The 24700-nt window shown below is 73.8% G+C and carries 22 protein-coding genes and 1 pseudogene; 9 read left to right on the forward strand and 14 right to left on the reverse strand.

The window, feature by feature from the left end; translation table 11 throughout:
* Window positions 1-161: 161 nt before the first annotated feature.
* Window positions 162-2114, forward strand: coding sequence for a carboxypeptidase regulatory-like domain-containing protein (locus Asera_RS04510; protein WP_157035059.1), 1953 nt, complete (start codon window positions 162-164; stop codon window positions 2112-2114).
* Between the two features lie 264 nt (window positions 2115-2378).
* On the opposite strand, the gene Asera_RS04515 is transcribed toward Asera_RS04510, so the two are convergent.
* Complete coding sequence (locus tag Asera_RS04515; protein ID WP_030448422.1) at window positions 2379-3152, reverse strand: hypothetical protein; 774 nt, start codon at window positions 3150-3152, stop codon at window positions 2379-2381.
* Entirely contained in the window at window positions 3149-3460 is a 312-nt protein-coding gene (locus Asera_RS04520; protein WP_030448423.1) for a PadR family transcriptional regulator, read from the reverse strand. Before Asera_RS04520 ends, Asera_RS04515 begins: the two co-directional genes overlap by 4 nt.
* An 81-nt stretch (window positions 3461-3541) precedes the next feature.
* Between Asera_RS04520 and Asera_RS04525 the strand changes: the two genes are divergently transcribed.
* From Asera_RS04525 to Asera_RS04535, 3 genes are read left to right on the forward strand one after another with little or no spacing between them, the layout of a single operon-like run.
* A complete protein-coding gene (locus Asera_RS04525; protein ID WP_030448424.1) occupies window positions 3542-4537 on the forward strand; it encodes a hypothetical protein in 996 nt (331 codons plus the stop codon).
* Window positions 4534-5268 carry an ABC transporter ATP-binding protein gene (locus Asera_RS04530; RefSeq protein ID WP_051802735.1) on the forward strand — a complete coding sequence of 245 codons (735 nt, stop codon included), beginning with the start codon at window positions 4534-4536 and terminating at the stop codon, window positions 5266-5268. Before Asera_RS04525 ends, Asera_RS04530 begins: the two co-directional genes overlap by 4 nt.
* Entirely contained in the window at window positions 5255-6052 is a 798-nt protein-coding gene (locus Asera_RS04535) for an ABC transporter permease (RefSeq protein ID WP_030448426.1), read from the forward strand. The genes Asera_RS04530 and Asera_RS04535 overlap by 14 nt, the downstream gene beginning before the upstream one ends.
* A gap of 15 nt (window positions 6053-6067) precedes the next feature.
* On the opposite strand, the gene Asera_RS04540 is transcribed toward Asera_RS04535, so the two are convergent.
* The 4 genes and pseudogenes from Asera_RS04540 to purS all read right to left on the reverse strand — a co-directional run.
* Complete coding sequence (locus Asera_RS04540) at window positions 6068-6835, reverse strand: 2-phosphosulfolactate phosphatase (protein WP_030448427.1); 768 nt, start codon at window positions 6833-6835, stop codon at window positions 6068-6070.
* Window positions 6836-7560: 725 nt separating this feature from the next.
* Window positions 7561-9897: a phosphoribosylformylglycinamidine synthase subunit PurL gene (gene purL / locus Asera_RS04545; RefSeq protein WP_084132660.1), complete on the reverse strand. Its 2337-nt coding sequence runs from the start codon at window positions 9895-9897 to the stop codon at window positions 7561-7563.
* A gap of 7 nt (window positions 9898-9904) precedes the next feature.
* Window positions 9905-10606, reverse strand: a complete 702-nt coding sequence (purQ, locus tag Asera_RS04550; protein WP_030449179.1) for a phosphoribosylformylglycinamidine synthase subunit PurQ — start codon at window positions 10604-10606, stop codon at window positions 9905-9907.
* A 242-nt stretch (window positions 10607-10848) separates the two neighbouring features.
* Window positions 10849-11076 (reverse strand): annotated as a pseudogene (purS, locus tag Asera_RS04555) (phosphoribosylformylglycinamidine synthase subunit PurS); the annotation flags it as partial.
* Window positions 11077-11486: 410 nt separating this feature from the next.
* On the opposite strand from purS, the gene Asera_RS04560 reads away from it, so the two are divergent.
* Both Asera_RS04560 and Asera_RS04565 read left to right on the forward strand, forming a co-directional pair.
* Window positions 11487-11831, forward strand: coding sequence for an ArsR/SmtB family transcription factor (locus tag Asera_RS04560; RefSeq protein ID WP_035298449.1), 345 nt, complete (start codon window positions 11487-11489; stop codon window positions 11829-11831).
* The gene (locus Asera_RS04565) at window positions 11828-12313 is read left to right on the forward strand and encodes an SRPBCC family protein (RefSeq protein WP_030449182.1); all 486 of its coding nucleotides are present in this window, start codon (window positions 11828-11830) and stop codon (window positions 12311-12313) included. Before Asera_RS04560 ends, Asera_RS04565 begins: the two co-directional genes overlap by 4 nt.
* Window positions 12314-12453: 140 nt before the next feature.
* On the opposite strand, the gene purB is transcribed toward Asera_RS04565, so the two are convergent.
* The 6 genes from purB to Asera_RS04595 form a co-directional block, all read right to left on the reverse strand.
* A complete protein-coding gene (gene purB / locus Asera_RS04570; protein ID WP_051802924.1) occupies window positions 12454-13926 on the reverse strand; it encodes an adenylosuccinate lyase in 1473 nt (490 codons plus the stop codon).
* Window positions 13927-14153: 227 nt separating this feature from the next.
* A complete protein-coding gene (locus Asera_RS04575; RefSeq protein WP_051802925.1) occupies window positions 14154-14936 on the reverse strand; it encodes a gamma-glutamyl-gamma-aminobutyrate hydrolase family protein in 783 nt (260 codons plus the stop codon).
* A 239-nt stretch (window positions 14937-15175) separates the two neighbouring features.
* Complete coding sequence (locus Asera_RS04580) at window positions 15176-16462, reverse strand: hypothetical protein (RefSeq protein ID WP_030449185.1); 1287 nt, start codon at window positions 16460-16462, stop codon at window positions 15176-15178.
* A gap of 4 nt (window positions 16463-16466) precedes the next feature.
* Window positions 16467-16952: a SigE family RNA polymerase sigma factor gene (locus tag Asera_RS04585; protein ID WP_157035136.1), complete on the reverse strand. Its 486-nt coding sequence runs from the start codon at window positions 16950-16952 to the stop codon at window positions 16467-16469.
* A gap of 129 nt (window positions 16953-17081) precedes the next feature.
* Window positions 17082-18344: a phosphoribosylamine--glycine ligase gene (purD, locus tag Asera_RS04590; protein ID WP_030449187.1), complete on the reverse strand. Its 1263-nt coding sequence runs from the start codon at window positions 18342-18344 to the stop codon at window positions 17082-17084.
* A gap of 293 nt (window positions 18345-18637) precedes the next feature.
* The gene (locus Asera_RS04595) at window positions 18638-19924 is read right to left on the reverse strand and encodes an adenylosuccinate synthase (RefSeq protein WP_212804511.1); all 1287 of its coding nucleotides are present in this window, start codon (window positions 19922-19924) and stop codon (window positions 18638-18640) included.
* Between the two features lie 191 nt (window positions 19925-20115).
* Between Asera_RS04595 and Asera_RS04600 the strand changes: the two genes are divergently transcribed.
* Both Asera_RS04600 and Asera_RS32965 read left to right on the forward strand, forming a co-directional pair.
* Window positions 20116-21096 carry a diacylglycerol kinase family protein gene (locus Asera_RS04600; RefSeq protein ID WP_030449189.1) on the forward strand — a complete coding sequence of 327 codons (981 nt, stop codon included), beginning with the start codon at window positions 20116-20118 and terminating at the stop codon, window positions 21094-21096.
* A 169-nt stretch (window positions 21097-21265) separates the two neighbouring features.
* Entirely contained in the window at window positions 21266-23428 is a 2163-nt protein-coding gene (locus Asera_RS32965) for a chromosome partitioning protein (RefSeq protein ID WP_244843734.1), read from the forward strand.
* Window positions 23429-23448: 20 nt separating this feature from the next.
* Here Asera_RS32965 and Asera_RS04610 read toward each other — a convergent pair whose 3' ends face one another.
* On the reverse strand, window positions 23449-23793 hold the full coding sequence (locus Asera_RS04610; protein WP_244843736.1) for a winged helix-turn-helix transcriptional regulator: 345 nt from the start codon (window positions 23791-23793) through the stop codon (window positions 23449-23451).
* Window positions 23794-23853: 60 nt separating this feature from the next.
* Here Asera_RS04610 and Asera_RS04615 point away from each other — a divergent pair, with 60 nt between their 5' ends.
* Window positions 23854-24168 (forward strand): putative quinol monooxygenase, encoded by a 315-nt coding sequence (locus tag Asera_RS04615; RefSeq protein WP_030449192.1) that lies wholly within the window; start codon window positions 23854-23856, stop codon window positions 24166-24168.
* A gap of 81 nt (window positions 24169-24249) precedes the next feature.
* Here the strand turns inward: Asera_RS04615 and Asera_RS04620 are convergent, their stop codons facing one another.
* Complete coding sequence (locus Asera_RS04620) at window positions 24250-24681, reverse strand: DUF3151 domain-containing protein (RefSeq protein ID WP_030449193.1); 432 nt, start codon at window positions 24679-24681, stop codon at window positions 24250-24252.
* Window positions 24682-24700 lie beyond the last annotated feature (19 nt).

Below are 24700 nucleotides of genomic sequence, written 5' to 3' on the forward strand. Positions count from 1 at the left end.
CATCCGCGTCGCAGGTTGGTTGGCTGCTTTGTTCCGGGTCCGGAAGAACGAGGCGAATCTTCGACGTGGGTCACTCGGTTGACAGGTCGGGTCGCCAACTCACAGGCGGACAAGGCATAGTTCCGGCGTTGGGACGGACGTATACACCGGAGGCGGTGGAGATGGCAACGCCAGCGCACACCCGCGGGCGTCGACGCCGGGCGAGCCTGGCCACGGCGGTCGGCCTGGCCGTCGGGCTCATGCTGGCCGGGGTGGCGGCCACCCCGGCCATCGCCGCACCCACCCTGTCGGTCAGCGCCAGCCCGGACACCGTCGACCTGAAGGTCGGCGGTGACAACCGCACGATCAGCATCAACATCCAGACGTCCGAGCCCGCGGAGAACGTCTCGGCGGTGGTCAGCGTGCCGCTCGCCGACTCCGGCGTGACGATCAAGGGCTCGCAGGGCGCCAGCTGCGTCGCCACCGGGCAGAACCAGCTCAACTGCCCGGTCGGGCACATGGACCCGGGCAAGGCGAAGGCTATCTACGTCACCGTCGCCGCGCCGCAGCAGAGCGAGATCGCGGCCGGCGACAGCCGCAGCGGTAGCGGCCAGGTGCAGGTCACCGCGGCCGGCGCACCGCAGCCCGGCTCGGCGTCGTTCAACATGACGCTGTCCAACGACGCCCCGCAGTCGGTCGGCCAGATCTCCGGGTCGGTGCTGTCGGCGAAGGACGGCTCGGCGATCGCCAACGCCAAGGTCACGCTGACCGACAGCGCCGGTACCAGCCGGCAGGCCACCACCAACGCGAACGGCGAGTTCAGCTGGACGCCGAGCGACGACCAGACGCTCGCCGCGGGGCAGATCACCGCGACCGTGGACGTCGACGGGTACAAGCAGGCCAAGCAGACGCAGAACGGCACCAACGGTCAGCCGCTGGCGTTCTCCCCGTTCAAGCTCACCAAGATCGCCAAGGCGAAACCGACGAAGACGCACGCCAAGGCGGCGTCGCCGACGCCGAGCGAGGCACCGAAGGACGACGGCGGCGGGCTCGGCACCATCGTCTGGGTCCTGATCATCCTCGGCGCGTTGCTGGTGGTCGGCGGCATCGTCGCGATCGTTCTGCTGATGCGCAAGAAGGACGACGACGGCGACGGTCCGGGCGGCTCGGGCGACGGGATCCTGCCGTTCAACGACGGTCCCGAACCGACCGGGTACCCGCAGCGCGGCGCCGGCGAGACCGCGGTGATCAGCGCGGTGCCCGGCGGCGACGACGCGCCGACGATGGTGCACAACGGGCCGCTGGTCCGCGACGACGGCTACCCGCCGTACGGGGGCGCCGGCCAGACGCAGGCCTACGGCGCCGAGAACGGCCAGACCCAGGTGTACGGCGGCCAGACCCAGGCGTACGGGGCGGACGCGCCCAGCGGCGCCACCCAGGTCTACGGCGGCGAGACCCAGGTGTACGGAGCGCAGCCACCCGCCGGTCCGCCCGCCGGCGACGCGACCGGCACGTACGGCGGGCAACAAGGTCCGTCCCAACCGTGGCAGCAGTCCGACCGCGGCGTCGGCGGTTCCTACGAGGGCACCATGTACGGCCGCGGTCCCGGCTCCGCGCCGACCTCCGGCGCGGCACCCGCGTCCGGCGCCCCGACCAGCGGTTACCCCGGCTCGGGTGCGGCTCCGACCAGCGGTTACCCGGGCGGGCAGCCGACCAGTGGCGCGGCCCCGACCAGCGGTTACCCGGGCGGGCAGCCGGCCGGCGGTTACCCGGGCGGGCAGCCGGCCAGCGGCGCGAACCCGGCGAGCGGCGGCGGGTACCCGCAGTCCGGCGGCGCGCCGGCCGGTGGCTACGGCCAGGGCGGCGGCTACGGTCAGCCGGCCGGGCAGTACGGCCAGGGCCAGCAGTACGGGCAGGGCGGTCAGCAGTACGGGCAACCGGCCGGGCCGGGTCAGCAGTACGGGCAGGGCGGCCAGCAGTACGGGCAGCAGCGGCCGGAGCTGAACGAACCGACCGGTGTCTGGCAGCCCGGCCAGCAGCAGCCGGGCCGGCCGCAACAGCAGCCGCGGCCGGCGCCGCCGTCCGGCGACGAGACCCGGCTGGACCGCAACGACGGCGTCGACTGGCTCGACTGAACGCTCTGCCGACCACGGCCCTTGATCGACGCGGGTACCCGAGCCCCGCCGCCCCGACAAGCCCGGGATCGAGGCAGCGGGCCGCGCCACCGGCCCTGGTCAGCGCGGCGGCGCGCCACCGGCCCCTGGTCGGCGCGGCGGCGCGTCATCGGCCCCCTGGTCGGCGCGGCGGCGCGTCATCGGCCCCCTGGTCGGCGCGGCGGCGCGTCACCGGTCCTTGATCGATGCTGGGGGCGGGGCGCAGGTTGTCGGCCGACGGGCTTGTCAGTGGGGTGTGCGTTCGCCGCGGTGCAGGTCGTGGCCGGCGATCACGGCGGTGGCGGCGAGTGCGGCGAGGACCGCGGTCGCCGCGAGTCCGCTCGGGTGCAGGCCGGTACGGGCGTCGGCGAGCAGGTTCTGGCCGGCCGCCATCGCCAGGCCGAGCCCGAACAGCAGCAGGGCTGCGGACAGCCGGCGGGTGCTCGGCAGGACGGTGGCGGTGGAGATCCGGCCGACCAGGGTGCAGCACCGGACGGCGAGGAACGCCAGCGTGGCCCAGTAGTACCCGACGAGGGCGAGGTCGGCGGGGCCGGTGACGTGCTCGGCCACGCCGCTCCAGGCGACCGTCAGCAGGATGCCGACCGCCGCGGTGGGTGCGGCCAGGGTGCGGACTGCCACGATGGACAGCTGCCGCAGGGACGCCGGCCGCAGCCGGGGCAGCGGCGCGCCGAGCGCGACGCCGGCGAGCAGCGGCGCGAGCCACAGGCTGGTGGCCGGGTGGGCGACGTCGGCGGTCAGCGCGGCGGACGGGGTGACGGCGCGCAGCGCGAGCACGGTCGCCGCGACGACCGCGAACAGCATGACGGTCAGTACCCGCCGGGTCTGGCCGCTGCGGTTCTCGCCCCAGTCGCTCGGGTGCAGCCAGAGCCGGACGGCGCCGGCCAGGGTGTCCGGCCAGGATCGGATGCCCGCGGCGGACACCTCGCGGCTGATGTCGACGCCCCAGCGCTCCCGGACGGCCGGCGGGTAGAGCCGCGCGAGCAGCGTCGCGGCGCTCATGGCCGCGTCGCCCCGAGTGCCCGCAGGCCGGCCGCGGAGACGCGGGCCATCTGCTGTAGCTCGGCCCGCAACACCTCGCGGCCGGCGCCGGTGATCTGCATGGTGCGGTGCCGCTCGGCGGACTCGCCGGCGCCCTCGACCGGTTGGATCAGCTCGCGCGCCTCCAGCCGGGACAGCGCGCCGTACAGGCTGCCCGGGCCGAGCCGGCTGCCGGTGAGCTGCTCGATCGCGGCGTTGATCGCGTACCCGTGCAGCGGCCGGTCGGCCAGCACGGTGAGCACGAGCATCTGCGCGTCGTTGCTGTGCATGGCCCTCCTCGTCTCCGCCTCAGCATAGTACGCACCTCGATACTACTTGCCTCGTACTACGAGGCGCGTACTATCGCGGCCATGGAACCCGAGTACCGGAAGGGCCGCGCCACCGTGGCCGCCTGCGGCGCGAGCCTGCTCCTGGCCGCCGTCTTCGAGGCGCTGACCGTCCTCGCCGCCCACGACCGGACCGTGCGGGTGGCGAGCCCGTGGCGGGACGACCCGTACCACGCGGTCGTCGGACTGGCCGAGCTCGCCGTCCCGTGGCTCGGGCTCCTGGTCGTGCTGCGGCTCTTCGCATGGCGGGCGCCCGGCGGGCCGGACCGGGCGCAGCAGACCGCCCGCGCCGCCGGCACGATCACCACGCTGGTCGGGGTGGCGTCCGCGTTCGAGTGGGCGGCGGTGCTCGGTGCGGCGCCCGTCGCCCGGACCGGCTGGACCTCGGTACTGGTCGCCGGCCTGGCGGTGACCTCGCTGCTCGTGGCAGGCGCCGCGGTGCTGCTCGTGCGGTGTCGCCAGCCGCTCGGCTCGGCCCGCCGGTGGCGGCACGACTGGTTGGGTGACGTCGCCCTGCTGCTGCGGTGGACACCGCTGCCGCGCCGCTGGACCGGCCCCGCCATGGTCGACCGCGTACGCCGACACGCGCTGGCCGTGTTCGCTGCCGTCAGCGTGCTGGCCGGAGCCGGGCTCGCCGGCGCCCAGAGCATCGGCGAAAGGCTCACCGATCCGCTGCTCGTCACCTGGTACTTCGTCGTCGAGGCGGCCAGTCTCCTGGCGTTCTGCCTGGTCAGCAACGCCGTCGCCGGGTTCGTCGTCCGGCCGGCCGCTGGCCGTGCCCGCCGCGCCGTCGAGACGTCGTTGGCCACCGGCGGCGCCGCGGTCCTGCTGGCGGTGGCGTTCCGTGACGCGATCCGGGCCGCGTTCGGGCTGGGGCCGGTGACGGCCGTACCGACCCTGGTCGGGCTCACGCTCGGTGCCGGGCTCGGCGCGGCGGCGCTCGCCGCCGTGCTGGCGCTGGCGGTGCCGGCCCGGCCGACGGGGCACCAACGACCACACCACGGGGAGGCAACCCGATGACGGCCACCATGATCAGCGCCGAGCACCTGACCAAGCGGTACGGGCGGCGACCGGTGGTGCGCGACCTCAGCCTCGCCGTCGAGGCCGGCCAGGTCTGCGCGCTGCTCGGGCCGAACGGCGCCGGCAAGACGTCCACCATGCGGATGCTGCTCGGACTGTCCACACCGGACGGTGGCCGGGCCCGGCTGCTCGGCGAGCCGGTCGCGCTGGGCGCTCCGGTACTGCGCCGGGTCGGGGTGCTGATCGACGGGCCGGCGCTCGTGCCGCACCTGTCCGGCCGGGCCAACCTGCGGCTGCTCTGGTCGGCGGCCGGCCGGCACTGGCCGCCACCCGGGCTCGACGCCGCGCTGGAGCTGGCCGGGCTGGGCGACGCGCTGGACCGGAAGGTACGCGGCTACTCGATGGGCATGCGACAGCGGCTGATGCTCGCACAGGCGCTGATGCGGCAGCCGGAGGTGCTCATCCTGGACGAGCCGGCCAACGGCCTGGACCCGGCCGAGGTGCGCGCGCTGCGCGAACGGCTCGCCACGCTGGCCCGGCAGGGCGCCGCCGTCCTCGTCTCCAGCCACCAGCTGGCCGAGGTGCAGCAACTCGCCACCCACGTGGTGGTGCTCCGGCACGGCCGGCTGGTCGCCGCCGGACCGCTGGCCGACCTGGTCGGTACCGCCGGATCGCTGGAAGAGGCGTACCTGACCATGACCGGAGAAGAGGACGAACGTGCTGCGCGTTGAACTGACCACCCAGCTGCTGCGGATCCGTACCCTGATCGCGCTGGCCTGCCTCGCCGCCGTACCCGTCGCGGCCGGTGTGGCGACCGCCGGCAACGCCGGGCACCGCAACGGCGGCAACGCCGGGCTGTTCGGCGCGGCCAGCTACTCCGCGCTCAACCACGCCGTCGCCAGCCTCGCGTTCCTGGAACCGCTGCTGCTGCCGGTCGTGGTGGCGCTGCTGGGCAGCGCGATCGGCGCCGCCGACCGGGACTGGGGGACGCTGCGCTACCTGTACATGGCGCCGGTGAGCCGGCGGCGGCTGCTCACCGGCAAGCTCGCGGCGCTCGGCGTCGCGACCACCGCGGCGACGCTGTGCGTACCGCTGGCCGGGTTGCTGGCCGGCCTCGTGCTCTTCGGCTGGCACGGGTTCCACGTCATCGGCGCGGCCGACCTCACCGCCGGCGAGACCGCGGTACGGGTGTCGGTCGCGTGCGGCTACAACGTGCTGTGCATGCTGAGCGTCGCGACGATCGCCTTCGCGCTGGGCATCCTGCTGCCCCGCGGCGCCGAGGCGCTCGGTGCGGCCGTTGCGTTCGTCATCGCGGCCAGCATTCTCCACGGCACCACGGTGCTGCGGAGCGTTCAGGAGGTACTGCCGGTGCACTACTGGCAGCTCTGGACGCCGCTGTTCGACCGGGCCGGCGCCGCCCACCTCGGTACGGGTGTGCTGGTTCAGCTCGGCACGATCGTGGTCGCGGTCTGCGTCGCGCTGCTCGCCCTGCTCCGCCGCGACCCGGCCGCCTGACCCCTCCGGCGCCGCTCAGCGGGTCCGGGGGACCCGGCCGCCGGTGAAGACGCCGGAACGCAGCACCGGCACCTCGGTGCTGGCGTCGCGCTCGACCGCGAGATCGACGTCGGCGCCGAAGCCGTAGTTGGTCAGTTCGCGGCCGGAGGCGCTGCCGCGGACGGCCGCCGGCACGTCCGGCATCCCGTACAGCACCGCCACCGCCGCGGCGGCCTCGACCGACAGCTCACCGCCGGTCAGCCCGTCCAGTACCGCCGCGGCGCCGAGCAGGTCCTCGACGCTCGGCCGCAGCGTGCCGTCCGGCCAGCGCTCGCCCGCGGCGATCACGCCGATCGGTGCCTCGGGCGTCCCGTACCCGTCCGAGCGGAGCAGGTCGGCGACCGCGCTCGCGTTGCGCAGGCAGCCGGCGAGCACCGGGATCCCGCTGGACTGGGCCGCGGCACAGATGGTCGCCCCGTTCGGCGACGGCAACACCAGATCGGGTACCACCGGCGCCGACCGCAGCGCCGACGGCGACAGCGACCACGGCCGCTTCGGGGTCGTCGCCGACCGGCCCACCGCGACCGCCGCACCGATCCGCTGCGCGTACTGCTCGGCCTGGTCGTTCCACGGGAACGGGTGCACCCGGAAACCACGCTCGACCGCGATGGTCACCGACGTGGTGAACGACAGCACGTCCACGACGACGAGCGCGGCGCACACCCGGCTCAGTTCGGCCGCGCCGGCCAGCCCCCACTCGAACCGGACGCCCGCACCGGGCTGGGTGAACACCGACTCGGTCATGCCGCGAAATTACCGCCGGGCGCGCGAGGGCGCGCGAGGATTTCCGGTGCTGTCGGTCACCGAAATCTTGGAGACGATGGCGGGTGGGCTCGGGGTCGGGGTGTCAGGCCCACCCCTGCCCGCCGGCGCTCGCTACTGTGAGCGGTGTAAATCCTGTTCGCGCTGCGTGCGCTCTTGCTGGTGGTGTAAAGGCCACCTCTGTTCCTCTTTTCACCCCCCGTGGGGGAACCGTGGGGAGCGGGCTTCGCCCCTCCCCACACCCCTCCCCATCAAGGGGGCAGTCGCCCCCTTGACAATCCCCCACCGGAAAACCAGTGATCAGGAAGGACGCCGCCTGGCCGCTTCGGAGCTACGGGGCGTCGGTACGGCCTACCCATCGCCGCCGGACCCGCCACGCCAAGCCAACCCCACCCGCTTGTGGGCCGCCAGGACACGAAGCGACGCGACGCGTTGCGAGGCGGGCGTTGCCGTGATGGACATGCCCGGCCGGTTCCCCGGTCTTCTTCGACACACACTCGGCGTCGATGGACACCATCACCGGGCCTGCCAAGGGGATGGCCAAGGGGAATCCCCTTGGCGGGGAAGGAGCGCGAGGAGGGGGCGAAGCCCTCTCCTCGCATTCCCCCACGCGGGGTCCAAGCGTGAACAGAGGTGGCCTTTACACCACCAGCCACATGCGGCGCCGGACAGAGGGCGTTGACACCCGCACGCCAAGCACGCAGCGCTCAGGCGTCCGTGGCCAGCGCCGCCGCCTCGGCAGGAGCGCCGAACAGGGCCGGGAGCGTCCCGGACCACGCCGTACGCAGCTCGTCCAGCGGCACGGTGAACTGGTGTGCCACCGCCAGCTCCCGGCTGTCCGGGTCGATCATGCCGATGCCGGTCCACGGCACCTGGTGCTCGGCGCAGAGCGCGGTGAACGCGGCCTGCATGCCCCGCGGTACCGACACGAGCACCCGGCCGGAGGACTCGGAGAACAGGAACACGAACGGGTCCGTCCCCTCGGTGAACCCGTCCGGCAGCAGCACCCGGACACCGGCGTCGTGCCGCAGGCACCCCTCGACCAGGGTCATCGCAAGGCCGCCGTCGGACACGTCGTGCGCGGCGGTGATCAGCCCGTGCGAGCCGGCGGCGCGCAGCAGCTCGGCCAGCCGCCGCTCGTGGTCCAGGTCGACGGTCGGCGGGGTACCGCCGAGGTGACCGTGCACGGTGGCCGCCCACTCCGACCCGGACAGCTCCGGCTTCGTCTCGCCGAGCAGGATCAGCAGGTCGCCGCGGCCGTCCGCGCTGGGCTTGAACCCCATCGGGATGCGTTGCCGCACATCGGAAAGCAGCCCGAGCACGCCGAGCACCGGGGTGGGGTCGATCGGGGTGCGGCCGGTCTGGTTGTAGAAGCTGACGTTGCCGCCGGTGACCGGGATGCCGAGCTGCTGGCAGCCGTCGGCGATGCCGCGGACCGCCTCGGCGAACTGCCACATCACCTCCGGGTCCTCCGGGCTGCCGAAGTTGAGGCAGTCGGTCACCGCGATCGGCTCGGCGCCGGTCACCGCGACGTTCCGGTACGCCTCGGCCAGCGCCAGCTGCGCGCCCTGGTACGGGTCGAGCCGGGCGTACCGGCCGTTGCCGTCGGTGGCGAGCGCGATCCCGAGGTTGGAGTCCTCCGACAGCCGCAGCACGCCGGCGTCCTCCGGCTGCGCCAGCACGGTGTTGCCCAGCACGTACCGGTCGTACTGCTCGGTCACCCAGGTCTTGTCCGCGAGGTTCGGCGCCGCGACCATGCGCAGCAGCGTGTCCCGCAGTTCGTCCGGTGTGGACGGTCGGGGCAGCGTCTCGGCCACGTCGGCGGTCAGCAGCACCCGGTCGGCCGGCTCGCGCAGCGGCCGCGCGTACACCGGGCCGTCGTCGGCGAGACTCGCCGGCGGCGCGTCGACCACGGTCTCGCCGTGCCAGCGGATCGTAAGCTTGTCGCCGACTCCGGTGACGGTGCCGAGCGCGGTGGCGAGTACCCCCCACTTGGCGCAGACGGCGAGCACCGCGTCGAGCTTCGGCGGCTCGACCACGAGCAGCATCCGCTCCTGCGACTCGGACGCGAGCACCTCGTGCGGGTCCATCGACGCCTCGCGCAGCGGTACCCGGTCGAGGTCGATCAGCATGCCGGTGTTGGCCGCCGCGGCGGTCTCGGACAGCGCGCAGGTCAGGCCGGCGCCGCCGAGGTCCTGGATGCCGGCGACCAGGCCGGCGTCGTACAGCTCCAGGCAGGACTCGATCAGCAGCTTCTCCATGAACGGATCGCCGACCTGTACCGACGGGCGGCGCTGCTGGCTGGTCTCGTCGAACGTGGCGGATGCGAGGACCGAGACGCCGCCGATGCCGTCCCGGCCGGTCTTCGCGCCGACCAGGACGACGACGTTGCCCTCGCCCTCGGCCTCCTTGCGCTGCAACCGGGCCACCGGCAGGACGCCGACGGACAGCGCGTTGACCAGCGGGTTGCCCTGGTAGCACGAGTCGAAGACCAGCTCGCCGCCGATGTTCGGCAGCCCGAGGCAGTTGCCGTAGGTGGAGATGCCGGCGACGACGCCCGGCAGTACCCGGGCGGTGTCCGGGTGGTCGGCCGCGCCGAACCGGATCTGGTCCATTACCGCGATCGGGCGGGCACCCATCGCGAGGATGTCGCGGACGATGCCGCCGACGCCGGTCGCCGCACCCTGGTGCGGTTCCACGTAGCTCGGGTGGTTGTGGCTCTCCACCTTGAACGTGACGGCCAGTTCGTCGGAAACCCGGACCACGCCGGCGTTCTCGCCGATGCCGGCGAGCATCCGGGTGTCCTTCGGCGTCTTCTCGCCGAACTGTCGCAAGTGGACCTTGCTGCTCTTGTACGAGCAGTGCTCGGACCACATGATCGAGTACATCGCGAGCTCGGACTGGGTCGGCCGGCGGCCGAGGATCTGCCGGATCCGCTGGTACTCGTCGTCGGCAAGGCCGAGTTCCGCGTACGGCTGGGCCTGTTCCGGCGTGTCGGCCGCGCGCGGCACGGTGTCCAGCACGGGCTTCTCGCTGTCTGTCATCGTTCTCCTACCGCCGATCCCGACTCGCCGCGGGCACCGCGGTGCCAAGGTGTGCCAGGACGGCCGCGAAGATGCCGAGGCCGTCGGTGGACGGACCGGTCAGCGCCTCGACCGCGTGTTCCGGGTGCGGCATCAGCCCGACCACGTTGCCGGCTGCGTTGCGCACCCCGGCGATGTCGTGCTGCGAACCGTTCGGGTTGCCCCGCACGTACCGGAAGACGACCCGGCCGGTCGTCTCCAGCTCCTCCAGCGTGGCCGGATCCGCGACGTAGCAACCCTCGCCGTTCTTCACCGGGATCAGGATCTCCGCGCCCGGCTGGTACGCGTTGGTCCACGCGGTGTCGGTCTGCTCGACCCGCAGCCACTGGTCCCGGTTGCGGAAGTGCAGGTGCCCGTTGCGGGTCAGCGCACCGGGCAGCAGGTGCGCCTCGCAGAGGATCTGGAAACCGTTGCAGATGCCCAACACCGGCAGCCCGGCGTTCGCGGCATCCACGATGGACATCATCGCCGGGGAGAACCGGGCGATCGCGCCGCAGCGCAGGTAGTCCCCGTACGAGAAGCCGCCGGGCAGCACGACCGCGTCGACCCCGTGCAGGTCCGCGTCGTCGTGCCAGAGTGCGACCGGTTCGGCCCCGGACAGCCGGATCGCGCGCTGCGCGTCCCGATCGTCCAGCGAGCCGGGGAACGTGACGACCCCGATCCGGCTCACTGCCCGCCCTCGCCCTCACCCTCGGCCGCCGCGGCCGGTGGTACGGCATTCGCCGGCGTGGCGGCTGGCGCCGCGCTCGGCGTGGCGGCTGGTGCCGCGGTCTCGACCGGCCGGGCCTCCACCAGCGGGGTACCGGGGTCGAGCCGGCGCGGTGCGATCACCGCCGGCACGTCCGGCTCCACCGGGTCCACACCGGAGATCGCGTCGATGGCGCCGGCCGGTGCGGCCCGCCCCGCCTTCTCGACCCGTACGGTGAAGTCCTCGATCACCGGGTTGGCGAGCAGCGCATCGGCGAGCTGCCTGGCCTTCGCCAGATCCGGCTCACCGGTGAACTCGATCTCGACCCGCTTGCCGATCCGCACCGAGGCGACGTCGGTGACACCCAGCCGGGGCAACGCGCCCGCGACCGCCTGACCGGCGGGATCGAGAATCTCGGGTTTGAGCATGACGTCGACGACCACGCGAGCCACGCGACGCTCCTGTCGAAATAGTTGCCGGGCACGAGCGCGCTCAGCGTATCTCGCGGGCTACCCCGCCCCGCCGCCGGCCAACCCGGGAAACCCCCCGATACGGTGCGACAATGCCGCAATCTCCGGCACCGGTCGGTGGATCGTCGGGCGGCTCACGCCAACCCGCCGCTGCTGATTCACGTGAAACCGGCCAGGTACCGCCGGCGACCGCAGCCGCGTTCTCGTCCGGCAGATCCCCCCTCTCACCACAGACCCGACGCGCCGGCATCGGGTCGCGCTGAGCTTCACCGCCCGTACGAGTCGGCGGCCTGGCGCTGGTGGCGGCTCGCGGGTCGGCACCCTCGTAGACGCCGTACGACCACCCGACCGGGCCGTTGACGCGACCATCGGTAAGTTGTAACTTACGGTTCGTGGAGACTAACGAAGCCGGTGAAGCGTGGGACGTACTGGGTGACCGGTCCCGACGCGCGATCGTGACCAGGCTGGCGGAGCGGCCGTGGGCCGTCGGCGAGCTCGCCGACGAGCTGCCGATCAGCCGGCCGGCGGTGTCGCAGCACCTGCGGGTACTCAAGTCGGCCGGGCTGGTCGATGACGAGGTGCGCGGCACCCGCCGGGTCTACCGGCTCAACCCGGCCGGCGTCGCAGCGCTCCGGGACCAGCTCGACACGTTCTGGCGCCGCGCATTGGCCGGCTACCAGGACCTGCTGCCGGGCGACCGGCAACCACCGAAATCCGAACCCGAGGAGTCATCGTGACCAGCACCGAGACCACCACCGTCGTCCGTTCCGTGGTCGTACCGGTGGACGCCGAGCGCGCGTTCGCCACGTTCACGCAGCGGTTCGGCGACTTCAAGCCGCCCGAGCACAACCTGCTGTCGGTACCGATCGCGGAGACGACGCTGGAGCCGCGGGTCGGCGGCGGCATCGTCGACCGCGGCGTCGACGGCAGCGAATGCCGCTGGGCCCGGATCCTCGCGTACGACCCGCCGAACCGGGTCGTGTTCAGCTGGGACATCGGGCCGACCTGGCAGGTGGAGAGCGACCCGGAGAGCAACAGCAGCGAGGTCGAGGTGCGGTTCGTCGCCGAGGCGCCCGACCGGACCCGGGTCGAACTGGAACACCGGCACCTCGACCGGCACGGCCCCGGCTGGGAGGGCGTCCGCGACGGCATCGCCGACGACCGCGGCTGGCCGCTCTACCTCGCCCGATACGCCAACCTGTTCGCCACCACCGGCTGACCCGGGGCAGGGCGCGCCGCGTGCCGAGCAGGGAGTCGAGTCCGGCGGTCACGCCGAACCGTCGAGCACAGCTCCCTGATCGACGCGCGGCGGCGCGGCAGTGCCACCGGCGGTCGGGCGGCAGCGCCACCTGCGGTCGGTCAGAGAATCGGGGCGGGGGTGTAGGCGGCGGCCTCCGGGTGCGCGTCGAGGATCGGGCGGATCCGCGCCAGTACCGCGTCGACCTGGGCGGACGCCGCTCCGGTGAACGCAGCCCGGTCGGCGACCAGCGCGTCGATGTCGGCGCGGGTCAGCGGCATCCGGTCGTCCGCGGCGAGCCGGTCGAACAGGTCGTTCGAGCTGGCCTCGCCGCGCAACGCGAGGGCCACCGCGACCGCGTGCTCCTTGATCACCTCGTGCGCCTGCTCCCGCCCGACACCCCGGCGTACCGCGGCGACGAGGATCTTGGTGGTCGCCAGGAACGGCAGGTACCGGTCGAGCTCGCGGGCGACGACGGCGGGGTAGGCACCGAGCTCGTCCAGCACGGTCAGCAGCGTCTGGAACAGCCCGTCGGCGGCGAAGAACGCGTCCGGCAGCGCGACCCGGCGTACCACCGAGCAGGACACGTCGCCCTCGTTCCACTGCCCGCCGGCGAGTTCCGCGGTCATCGAGGCGTACCCGCGGAGGATCACCGCGAAGCCGTTGATCCGCTCGCAGGAGCGGGTGTTCATCTTGTGCGGCATCGCCGAGGAGCCGACCTGGCCCTCCTTGAAGCCCTCGGTGACGAGCTCCTGGCCGGCCATCAGCCGGATCGTGGTGGCCAGCGACGACGGCGCCGCCGCGGTGTGCACCAGCGCGGACACCGCGTCGTAGTCGACCGAGCGCGGGTAGACCTGGCCGACCGAGTCGAACACGTGCGCGAAGCCGAGGTGCTGGGCGACCCGCCGTTCCAGCTCGGCGAGCTTGGTCGCGTCGCCGTCGAGCAGGTCGAGCTGGTCGGCCCCGGTACCGACGGGGCCCTTGATGCCGCGCAGCGGGTACCGGTCGAGCAGCTCGGTCAGCCGCGCGTACGCGCCGAGCAGCTCCTCGGCGGCGCTGGCGAACCGCTTGCCCAGCGTGGTGGCCTGCGCCGGCACGTTGTGCGACCGGCCGACCATGACCAGCGTCTGGTACTCGGCGGCGCGGCGGGCGAGCCGCGCCAGCGCGGCGACGATGCGGTCGCGCACCAGCGCGAGGGAGTCGCGTACCTGCAGCTGCTCGACGTTCTCGGTCAGGTCGCGGCTGGTCATCCCCTTGTGCACCTGCTCGTACCCGGCGAGCGCCGAGAACTCCTCGATGCGCGCCTTGACGTCGTGCCGGGTGACCCGCTCGCGCTCGGCGATCGAGTCGAGGTCGACGTCGTCGAGCACCTTCTCGTACGCCTCGACGACGCCGTCCGGCACGCTCACGCCGAGGTCGCGCTGCGCCTTCAGGACGGCGAGCCAGAGCCGCCGCTCCAGCGTCACCTTGTACGCCGGGGACCAGAGCCGGACCAGCTCCGCCGACGCGTACCGCGCCGCCAGCACGTTCGGGACCTGGGGTTTCGCCGCAGAAGTCACGGCACCATTCTCCCCGACCCGGCAACGCTCCCGCATCGGCCCGGGCCGATGCCGGCTGCGCAGGGCGCGGGGCCCCCGATGCGTTGATCAAGGGATCGGGGCACGAAGTGCGAGGACTTCCTGCCGCGATCCCTTGATCAACGGGACGAGCCCTTGATCAACGGGACGAGCCCTTGATCAACGGGACGAGCCCTTGATCAACGGGACGAGCCCTTGATCAACGGGGTGAGACGCCGAGACGCCGCGCCGGCGTGGGGCGTCGGTCAGTTGAGGGCGAGGACCTCGTCGGCGGACACCGGACTGGTCAGGCGGTTGGCCAGCCAGCGGAACGGGGCGATGCCGGCCTGGTCGGTCGCGGTGTGCATCTCGGGGTGCCACTGCACGCCGAGCAGCGGCCGGTCGACGCCGACGATCGCCTCGACCAGCCCGTCGGACGCGCGGGCGGCGATGGACAGGCCCTCACCGAGCGCGGCGACGCCCTGGTGGTGGTAGCTGTTGGCGCTGATCTTCTCGGCGCCGGCGAGCGCGGCGAGCGTCGGGTCGGTGATCGTGACCTGGTGGTACGCGGGCTGCCACATGTCGTCGGGGTGCCGGCGACCGTCCCGGAACTCGCTGGAGTGCACGACCTCTTCGGAGCGTTCCGGCAGGTGCTGGTGCATCGAACCGCCGAGCGCGACGTTGAGTACCTGCATGCCGCGGCAGATGCCGAGGATCGGCAGGCCGCGCTCGAACGCGGCGCGGACCAGCCCGAACTCGAACGCGTCCCGGTGCGGTTCCAGCTTGGCCAGCGGGTGCGCCGGTGCGCCGTAGAGCTCCGGGCCGATGTCGGCGCCGCCGGTCAGCAGCAGACCGTCCAGCATGGAGAGATAGTCGTCGTGCAGTTGCTCTGAGTGCACGGGAATCGGGACCGGCAGCATGCCGCAGTCGCGTACCCAGCCGAGATACGTACCCGGAGTGATGTCGAGGTGACGTGGGCCGAAGCCGAGTTCGCGGGACTTCTCCGCCCCGACGCTGTATCCGGTGACCCCAACGACCGGCCGTCGCACGGCACTACCTCCGACACCCTGGTTCGATTTGTAGGTAAGCAAAGCAGCGTCAGCGACGATACCGCGCCCGGGTGGATTCGCCACCCACATCATGGGAAGGCATCACCAGAACGTGGAAGGCCGGGGTACTTCCCGGTCACCACCGGAGATCTCCGGACACCCGCCCGTCACTCGACGTGACGCGCGAGACAGGGGCCGGTCGACCGTTGGACGTACCGGCAGGCAGGGGTGCGGCGCGGTCAGGGGCGCAGGGCCGGATCGGTGACGACGCCGGCGAGGTCGGCCGCGGCGAACGGGAAGTCGACGCTCGCCAGTACCGACTCGGTCAGCAGCACGCGCGACCCGTCCGGGCGCAGCAGCACCGCACCCCGCTCGACCGCATCGCCGATCGACACCTCGTACGTGACGAGCCGACCACCGTCCGCTTTCCTGTCGTGACAGTACGAGGTGGTACCGGCGGCGGCGCACACCTGCCGCGGCTCGAGGCGATCGCCGCCGGGCGACGTGGCCAGCAACGCCAGCCGCGGTGCGCCGGGCTGGCCCGGCACCGTCCAGTCGGCGTACCAGGCATCCGCGGCGCGTGCCCGTGAGTCCGGCAGCCGGCTCGGCCCGGCCGCCGACACCGCCAACGGCACCGGGTCCCGGTACGCGCGCAGCGCCGCACCGCCAGGCAGGTCCGCCCGCACCGCGGTGTCCAGCGCGGCCCGCTCGGCCTTCGCCGTACCGCCGCGTCGGGCCGGGGCCGCCGACCGCAGCGTCACCGGTACCGGTGCGGCCAGCGCGGCGCTCGTCGCCGCCCGGGTGAGCGCGGCGCGGTCGTAGCCGTACCGGCCGGTCCGGCTGCGGTCGCCGACCCGCACCGCGAGATGCGGACCGCGCAGGTGCACGGCCCACCGCGTGTCGTCGGCGGTGTAGGTCGCAACCCGCGTCCCGTACGGGCCGGGCGCGAGCCGGCACCGCTGCCCGGCCGGGCACGCCGGCAGCGTCCCGGTCGAGTAGGTCAGCGCCAGCCGTACCTCCTCGGTCCGGCCATCCACAGTGGACTCCCAGGTGCCGTACCAGGCGTTCGCCGAGGCGGCGGCGCTGGCCGGCAGCGCGGTACCGCCGTCCGCCGGGTACAGGCTGCGCAGCGTCAGCCGCGACCTGTGCGGCAACGCCGCCCGCAACGCCGCGTCCAGCCGGTCCGCGGTCGAGCCGCCCCGTTCGGCCGGCGATGGTGGCGGCCCGGTGCGCTGCCCGGTGCCGAGCATCGCACCGGCCAGCACCAGTACCACCAGGGCGGCGGTGCCGACCAGCGCGCCGAGGTGGCGGCGCCGGCGGTCCTGCCGGGCGGCGACGAGCAGCCCGTCCGAGGTGACCCGCATCGGCGGCTCGTCCGAACTCACGTAGTCGCGCAGCGCCTCGCGCAGCGGCTCGTCCCCCGGGGTCTGGCCGGCCGTGTCGTCCGGCGGCTGCCACCGGTTCGACGCCGCCCACCGGTTCGGCAGCGGATCGCCGGACGGGCCGGGGGGCAGTTCGTCGCGCATCGCCTCACCGCCCGGACAGCACGCGCTCGCCGAGCGCGGTACGCAGCGCCTGCACGCCGCGCGCGGTCTGGCTCTTCACCGTGCCCTCGGCGACGCCGAGCAGCTCCGCCACCTCGGCGACCGACTGGTCCTCCAGGTAGCGCAGCACCACCATGGCGCGCTGCCGCGGCGACAGCAGGGCGAGCGCCCGGGCCAGGTCGATCCGGTCCTCGCTGCCCGGCGCCGCGGCCACCCGCTCCGGCACCTCCGGTACCACCTGCTCGCGCCAGGCGCCGCGGCGACCGGACAGGAACAGGTTGAGCAGCGTGCGCCGCGCGTACGCGTCGACGGTGGGGCGGCGGATGCTACGCCAGTGCCGGTACAGCCGGACGAACGTGGACTGCACCAGGTCCTCGGCGGTGTGCCAGTCGCCGCACAGCGCGTACGCCGTCCGGCGCATCGCCTGGCCGCGCGCGGCGAAGTACTCCGCGAACTCGCGCTCCGTGTCCACCGCCACCTCCCGCCGACGACGGCAGGCTACCGGCCCGGACCCCGCGCCGGCATCCACCACCGGACCGGTACCGCCGATCCGGCCGCTCCGGACCCGGCTGCGGCGAATGGCGGCGCGGCGGGTGTCGGGTCAGCGCGGGACGGTGACGGTGCCCTGCACGGCGGCCAGCGCGATGTCGGAACGGCGCTGCCCGCCCGGCATCGTCACCGACCCGGCCAACCGGTACGCGGCGGCGCGGGCCGCGGCGAGGTCCTCCCCGGTACCGGTGGTGCACAGCACCCGGCCGCCCGCCGACACCAGCGCACCGTCGGCGCCCCGGGCCGTACCGGCGTGCACCACCCCCGGCGCGTCGGCGCCGCTGATCACCGCACCGGTCTCCGGGGTACCCGGGTAGCCGGCGGACGCCAGCACGACCGTCACCGCGGCACCCTCGCGCCAGGTCAGCGGCGGGTGCTCGGCGAGCCGGCCGGTGGCCGCGGCGTACAGCAGGCCGGCCAGCGGGGTGGTCAGCAGCGGCAGCAGCACCTGCGTCTCCGGGTCGCCGAACCGGGCGTTGAACTCGATCACCTTCGGACCGTCCGCGGTCAGCGCCAGACCGCAGTAGAGCAGGCCGTTGAACGTCGCGTCGCGGGCCCGCAGCTCGCCGAGCAGCGGGTGCACCACGTCGCGCAGCACGTCGTCGGTGAGGGTCGGCGGCGCCCACGGCAGCGGCGCGTACGCGCCCATGCCGCCGGTGTTGGGGCCGGTGTCGCCGTCCCCGATGCGCTTGAAGTCCTGCGCGGCGAGCATCGGCACCGCGGCGGTCCCGTCGGTGAGCACGAACAGCGACACCTCGGGTCCGGCCAGGTACTCCTCGACGACGACGCTGCCGTCGGTGGGCGCCAGGCAGGCGTCGGCGTGTGCCAGCGCGGCGGCCCGGTCGTCGGTGACCACCACGCCCTTGCCGGCGGCCAGCCCGTCGTTCTTCACCACGTACGGGGCGCCGAACTCGTCCAGCGCCGCCGCCACCTCGGCGCGCCCGGCGCAGCTGCGCGCCCGCGCCGTCGGTACCTTCGCGGCCACCATCACGTCCTTGGCGAACGCCTTCGAGCCCTCCAGCCGGGCCGCCGCCGCGGACGGGCCGAAGCACGCGATCCCGGCCGCCCGGACCGCGTCGGCGACGCCCGCGACCAGCGGCGCCTCCGGGCCGACCACGACCAGGTCGGCGCGTACCTCGGTGGCCAGCGCGGCGACCGCGGCCGGGTCGGTCGGCACGACCTCGCGCAGCTCCGCGACCTCCGCCATCCCCGGGTTGCCCGGCGCGCAGACCAGCAGTTCCACCGCCGGGTCGGCGGCCAACGACAGCGCCAGCGCGTGCTCGCGCCCGCCCGTCCCGATCAGCAGTACCCGCATGCCGGCAGCCTACGTTCCGCAACCCCGGCCGTACCCCTCGCCCCACGCCGGTTCGGGGGGTCCTCCGGCGTGGCGGCAGGCTCCGGGCGTACCTTCCGGTCCCGAGGTGTCGCGGACCCCGCTCGCTCTAGGGTCTGTTTCGGAGCCCCCGGCCGAGCGAGGCGAGTCCCGTTTGTCTGCTCGCAAGGCGGAGGGCAGTTCGTGTGCCGGGCTTGCACACGGGCTGTCCGACAACGCCGCGAGCGGGCAAACGGGGCCGCCGCAGCCGGCACGCGGGACTTGCGAAACAGACCCTAGAGGAGGTCGTGGCGGACGATCGTCTGGTCGCGGCGGGGGCCGACGCCGACGATCGCGACCGGTGCGCCGGCGAGCTGCTCGACCCGCTCGACGTAGCGCTGCGCGTTCGCCGGCAGGTCGCCGAACTTCCGCACGTCGGCGAGATCCTCCCACCAACCGTCCAGGTACTCGTAGATCGGCTTGGCGTGGTGGAAGTCGGTCTGCGTCATCGGCATCTCGTCGTGCCGGGTGCCGTTCACGTCGTACGCCACGCACAGCGGCACCCGCGGCAGCCCGGACAGGATGTCGAGCTTGGTCAGCACCAGGTCGGTCAGCCCGTTGACCCGGGTCGCGTACCGGGCGACGACGGCGTCGAACCAGCCGGTGCGGCGCGGCCGGCCGGTGGTCACCCCGTACTCGCCGCCGACCTTGCGCAGGTGCTCACCGTTCTCGTCGAACAGCTCGGTGGGGAACGGCCCGGCGCCGACCCGGGTCGCGTACGCCTTGGAGACGCCGACGACGCGGTCGATCCGGGTCGGCGGGATGCCGGCGCCGACGGCGGCGCCGCCGGAGGTCGGGTTCGACGACGTGACGAACGGGTAGGTGCCGTGGTCCAGGTCGAGCATCGTCGCCTGGGCGCCCTCCAGCAGCACGGTCTTGCCGGCGGTCAGCGCCTGGTCGAGCACCAGCCGGGTGTCCGCGATGTACGGGCGGAGCCGCTCGGCGTACTCCAGGTACTCGGCGCACACCGCGTCGGCGTCGATCGCCTTGCGGTTGTAGACCTTGACCAGGACCTGGTTCTTCTCCCGCAGCGCACCCTGCAGCTTCTGGGCGAGGATGCCCGGGTCGAGCAGGTCCTGCATCCGGATGCCGATCCGGGCGATCTTGTCGCCGTACGACGGGCCGATGCCGCGCCCGGTGGTGCCGATGCGCTGCACACCCAGGTACCGCTCGGTCAGTTTGTCCATGATCCGGTGGTACGGCATGATCAGGTGCGCATCGGCCGACACGAGCAGGTTGCTGGTGTCGACGCCGCGGGCGGCGAGCCCGTCCATCTCCTCCAGCAGCGCCTTCGGGTCGACCACCACGCCGTTGCCGATGATGGTCACCACGCCGGGCGTGATCACCCCGGACGGCAGCAGGTGCAGCGCGAACTTCTCGCCGTCCGGCGTGACGATGGTGTGCCCGGCGTTGTTGCCGCCCTGGTATCGCACCACATAGTCGATTCGGTCCCCGAGCTGGTCGGTTGCCCGACCCTTGCCCTCGTCGCCCCACTGTCCACCGACGACCACGATCGCTGGCATGCGTCCGCCCTCCTGGCGCCTCCCGCTACACCGGAACCATAGAGGTCGCAGCCGGCCGGACTGCCGCCGCCCACCGGCATGACCAGCTGCTGGGCGGCGACCCCGACCCTGGCGCCGACCGCCGCCGCGTCGCCTGCCACCGTGGTACCGAGCGACTGCCGGCCCGCAGGTCGGCGTACGGGAGGAACGACGTGGGCGACCAGGTGGTACTGCTCGGCCTCGGCCAGGGCGACGACACCGGCGACGACTGCGACAGCTGCGGTACCGGCTGCAGCGCCGACAGCGCGCGCGGCGGCTCCGACGCCGCGAGCTGCGGGTCCGGCTGCGGGGGGCACGGCGAGCCACCGACGCCGCGCGCCGCGGTACTGGCCTGCCGGGACGCGCTGCGCGCCGGCGGTGCCGAGGTCCGGCTGGTGGAGGCGAACTCGGACGCCGAGATCGACACCGTACTGAAGGAGACGGTGCTGGCCGACGGCAAGCTCGTGGTGGTCGGCAACGACGACGGCGAGGCCCGCGCGGTGGTCCGCCGGCTGGTCCGGCGCTGCGCGCCGCCGCCCAGCAAGCGCCCCGCCGACCTGCCCGCCGACCGCACCCTGCCGGACCTGCCGCCGATCGGGCTGCTGTCGCTGGACCGCAACGGCACCGACGACCTGGTCGCCCGGCTCGGCCTACCGCGCGACCCGGCGAAGGTGGCCGCCGCGGTGCTGGCCGGGCGCACCGCCCGCTTCGACCTGCTGCGTACCGACGGCGGATCGGTGACGCTGCACGGCGCGCTGCTGGGTGGCGCGGACGAGGACGGCCGGCCCGTACCGTGGCGCGCCGTGGTCAACGTGGACGACGCGGTGCTGTCGGACGGTACCGACCCGCTGCTGCTGTGCACGGTGGTCAACGCGCCCGGCGACAGCTACACCGAGGTGGACGGGCTGCCGCTGGTCACCGCCGCGGATCCGGCCGACGGCTCGGTCGACGTCGCCGTGGCGGTACTGCGCTACGTGGGCAAGCGCTGGCTGGGCAACCGGCGCGCCCGGGTCGAGGTGCGGCGGGCGCACGGGCGCGCGGTCGCCGTGACGCCGACCGAGGACGTACCGTTCGTCGACGACGCGGTGACCGGCACGCTGACCCGCAAGCGCACCTGGTGGGTGGAACGAGGCGCCTGGGCGGTGTACCGATAGAACTGCTAGATCTGTCCCGGTCGGGTTCTGTCGAGAGGCCCCAACAGGAAAGCCTGGGGTGGCTGTCCACTAAATCTGCGTCGGCCGGACGAATGGCCGACAATATCGAGTAGTCCGCTCACCGTCCGCGACCACGCGTCGCGGACCGTACAGGTCACAGGGGGAACTGGTGGAGGATTCCCGCACCGGTCGGCAGTCGACCTCGTCGCCCGCGGATGACGGTGCCCGAACCACCGTCCCGCCCCGCCGGGACGACGCCGCGGCAGCCGGTGCGCCGAACGACGGCGCGCCCGGGCCGTGGCCACCGGTACCGTCCGGCGACGTCGCCGACGACCCGACCCCGACCGCCCAGCTGGACGACACGGCCGCGCCGGCGGGGCCGGACGCGCCCTGGCCGCCGCCGGCGCCGGACGCGGGCGGCTGGGGCGGCACGGAGCCGGGCGGCGCCGGCTGGGGCGGCACGGAGCCGGGCGGGGCCGGCTGGCCGGTGGCCGACACCAACCCGTGGTCGCCGTTCTCCGAGCCCACCCCGGCCGGTGGCGCCGGGTCGGACTGGCCCGCGTTCCAGCCTGCCGACGGCCGGCCGGCCACCGCGGACTGGTCCCAACAGCCGGCCGGTACCGACACCGGCTGGCCCGAGCCGCCGGACGTGGACCCGTTCTCCGGTGGTGGCGCCGGCTGGCCGCAGGTCACCGACGCGGCACCCACCTCGCCGCAGCCGGGTGCGCCGGCGGCCCGGCCCGCCCCGGCCGACGCGCCCTACGACCACACCCAGGACGGCGTCTTCGACCAGCTGGCGCTGCCGCCGTTGGCCGACCCGCCGGCGACCGGGCCGGGAGCGCAAGGCCCAGCTACCGCAGGCCAGCACGCCGGGGGGCAGGCTGCGCCGAGCCCGAACGGCCCCGGCCGACCCGGCGGGCAGGCGGCGCAGCAGCCCGCGCCGCCACAGCCCGGCCAGAACCGGCCCGCGCAGCACCAGGGCGGCCCCGCAGCTGGCGGCCCGACGCAAGGCGGTCCGGCGCCGGCCGGTCCCGCGCAGGGCGGTCCCGCGCAGAGCGGACCGGCTCAGGCCGGCCCCACGCACGGCGGCCCTGCGCACGGCGGCCCGGTACAGGGCGGCCCGGTACAGGGCGGCCCGGTACAGGGCGGTCCGGTGCAAGGCGGGGGGACGAACCAGGGCGCCGGGCAGGGGCAGCCGGCGGTCGACCCGGGCCAGCAGTGGCCGGCGGCGCCGCAGTCGGCGCCACCCGGGTACGACGCTTACCCGCAGCAGCAGGGTTGGGGTGGTGCGCCGACCCCCCAGCCCGGCGCGCCGCAGTGGGGTGCCGGGCAGCAGTACCAGACCGGGCAGTACCCGCAGGTCGAGCAGCAGCCGCACTACCCGATGCCCGGGGCGGACCACGCCCCGACCGCGGACGACTTCGCCCAGCGCCGCGCCGCGCGACCCAGCGACCCGGTCGCCTCCCAGGGCGTACGGCGGGCGGTACGGGTCGGTTCGTTCGGCCTGATGAAGCTCGGCCCCGGCCGCAAGGAGCAGGAGCAGCGGCACGCCGTCGAAATGGTGCGCCGCAACTTCGGCGGGCTGCGGCAGATCACCGTGATCAACCCGAAGGGCGGCGCCGGCAAGACCGTCGCGGTGCTGATGGTCGCGATGACGTTCGGCCAGAAGCGCGGCGGCTACGTACTCGCCTGGGACAACAACGAGACGCAGGGCACCCTCGGGATGCGCGCCGCGCAGGACTTCCACAACCGTACGGTGCGTGACCTGCTGCGCGACCTGGCGCACTTCCGCGGCCCGACCGGGCGGGTCGGCGACCTCTCCCAGTACGTGCGGTCCCAGGGCGAGGCGATGTTCGACGTACTGGCGTCGGACGAGTCGGCGACCGCCGGCGAGATGCTCACCGCGGCGGCGTTCCACGACATCCGCGAGGTGGTCAGCCGGTTCTACAAGCTGATCGTGGTCGACACCGGCAACAACGTGCGCGCGGCGAACTGGCAGTCCGCGATCGACGCGACCGACCAGCTGGTGGTGTGCATGTCGGCGCGCAACGACTCGGCCGAGACCGCCGCGCGGGCGCTGGACCACCTGGAGCAGACCGGCCGGCACGACCTGGTCCGGCGGGCGGTCACCGTGGTCTCGATGCCGGCCCACCGCAAGGATCTCGACCTGCCGGCGGTGCAGCGGCACTTCTCCGCGCGCACCCGGGCGGTGTTGCTCGCGCCGTACGAGAAGCTGCTCGACTCGGGTGAGCCGATCCGCTACGCGGGGCTGTCCCAGTCCAGCCGGGACGCCTGGCTGAAGATCGCCGCCGCGGTCGCGGAGGGACTCTAGGGTCCGACGCGGCCCGGCCGCTAGGAGATCGGGTCCAGCGGGATGGCGTGGCGGGTGGCGCGGGTGGTGCCCCAGTCGTACAGCGCCTGGAGGACGGGGGCGAGGCTGACGCCCTCGTCGGTCAGCCGGTACGAGACGGGTGCCGGCACGCCGTCGTGCACGGTGCGGCTGATCAGCCGGGCGCGCTCCAGCTCGCGCAGCCGCTGGGTGAGCATCTTCTCGCTGACGTCGGGCATCCGGCGCCGTAGCTCGCCGTACCGGTGCACGCCCTCCTTCAGGTGCGCCAGGATCACCGCCGTCCACCTGCGGCCGATGACGTCCATCGTCAGCTCGACCGGGCAGTGGTAGGCGCGGGCGGCGCTCACCGGGCACGCACCGGAAAGTGCGTTCTTGCGGCCGCGCCGGCCCGGTGTTTCGCTGGCTTCATGATCATCGAGTACACCCGCTATCGCATTCCGGTCGCCGACGCCGAGGCGTTCGAGGCCGCGTACGCCCGCGCCGCGGTGCCGCTGGCGGGCGCGCCGCAGTGCGTCGACTACGAGCTCACCCGGTGCGACGACGACCCCGAATCGTACGTCCTGCGCATCACCTGGACGTCGGCTGCCGACCATCTCCAAGGCTTCCGCGGCAGCCCCGCCTTCCGCGCCTTCTTCGCCGAGATCAAGCCGTACTTCCCCGCGATCGAGGAGATGCGCCACTACACCCGCACCGCGGTAGTGGGCACCGGCGCCGGCGCCTGACGCGCCCGCCCCCGCAACCGCCCGAGCGCCCCAGATTCGGGTAAGGGGTGGGGTTGGGTTTCTTCTCTGTAGACGAGCGGATCAGCCGTCGAGGGCGTCGGCGGCGGAGGGATCGCAGTCGCGCAGGAAGGTGGCGCACCGGGCCGCCTCGTCGGACTCGCCGATCTGGTCGGCGGCCTGCCCGAGAGCGTGCAGGCAGCGCAGGAAGCCGCGGTTCGGCAGGTGCGACCACGGCACCGGGCCGAACCCCTTCCAGCCGTTGCGGCGCAGCTGGTCGAGCCCGCGGTGGTACCCGGTCCGCGCGTACGCGTACGCCGTCACGACCGCGCCGCTCGCCAGCGCGCGCTCGGCCAGCTCGGCCCAGGCGGCGCTGTAGGCCGGGAAGTGGGCGGCGACCGCGGCGACGTCACCGTCGTCGCGCAACGCGGCGGCCAGCTCGGCGGCCGGCTCGGGCTCCTCGGCGAGCAGGGTCGCCGGCGGCTCCGGCAGCAGGTTCTGGTGCGACACGCTCATTCCGCCAATCGGTACGACA

It is taken from the genome of Actinocatenispora sera (assembly GCF_018324685.1).
GTDB lineage: Bacteria > Actinomycetota > Actinomycetes > Mycobacteriales > Micromonosporaceae > Actinocatenispora > Actinocatenispora sera.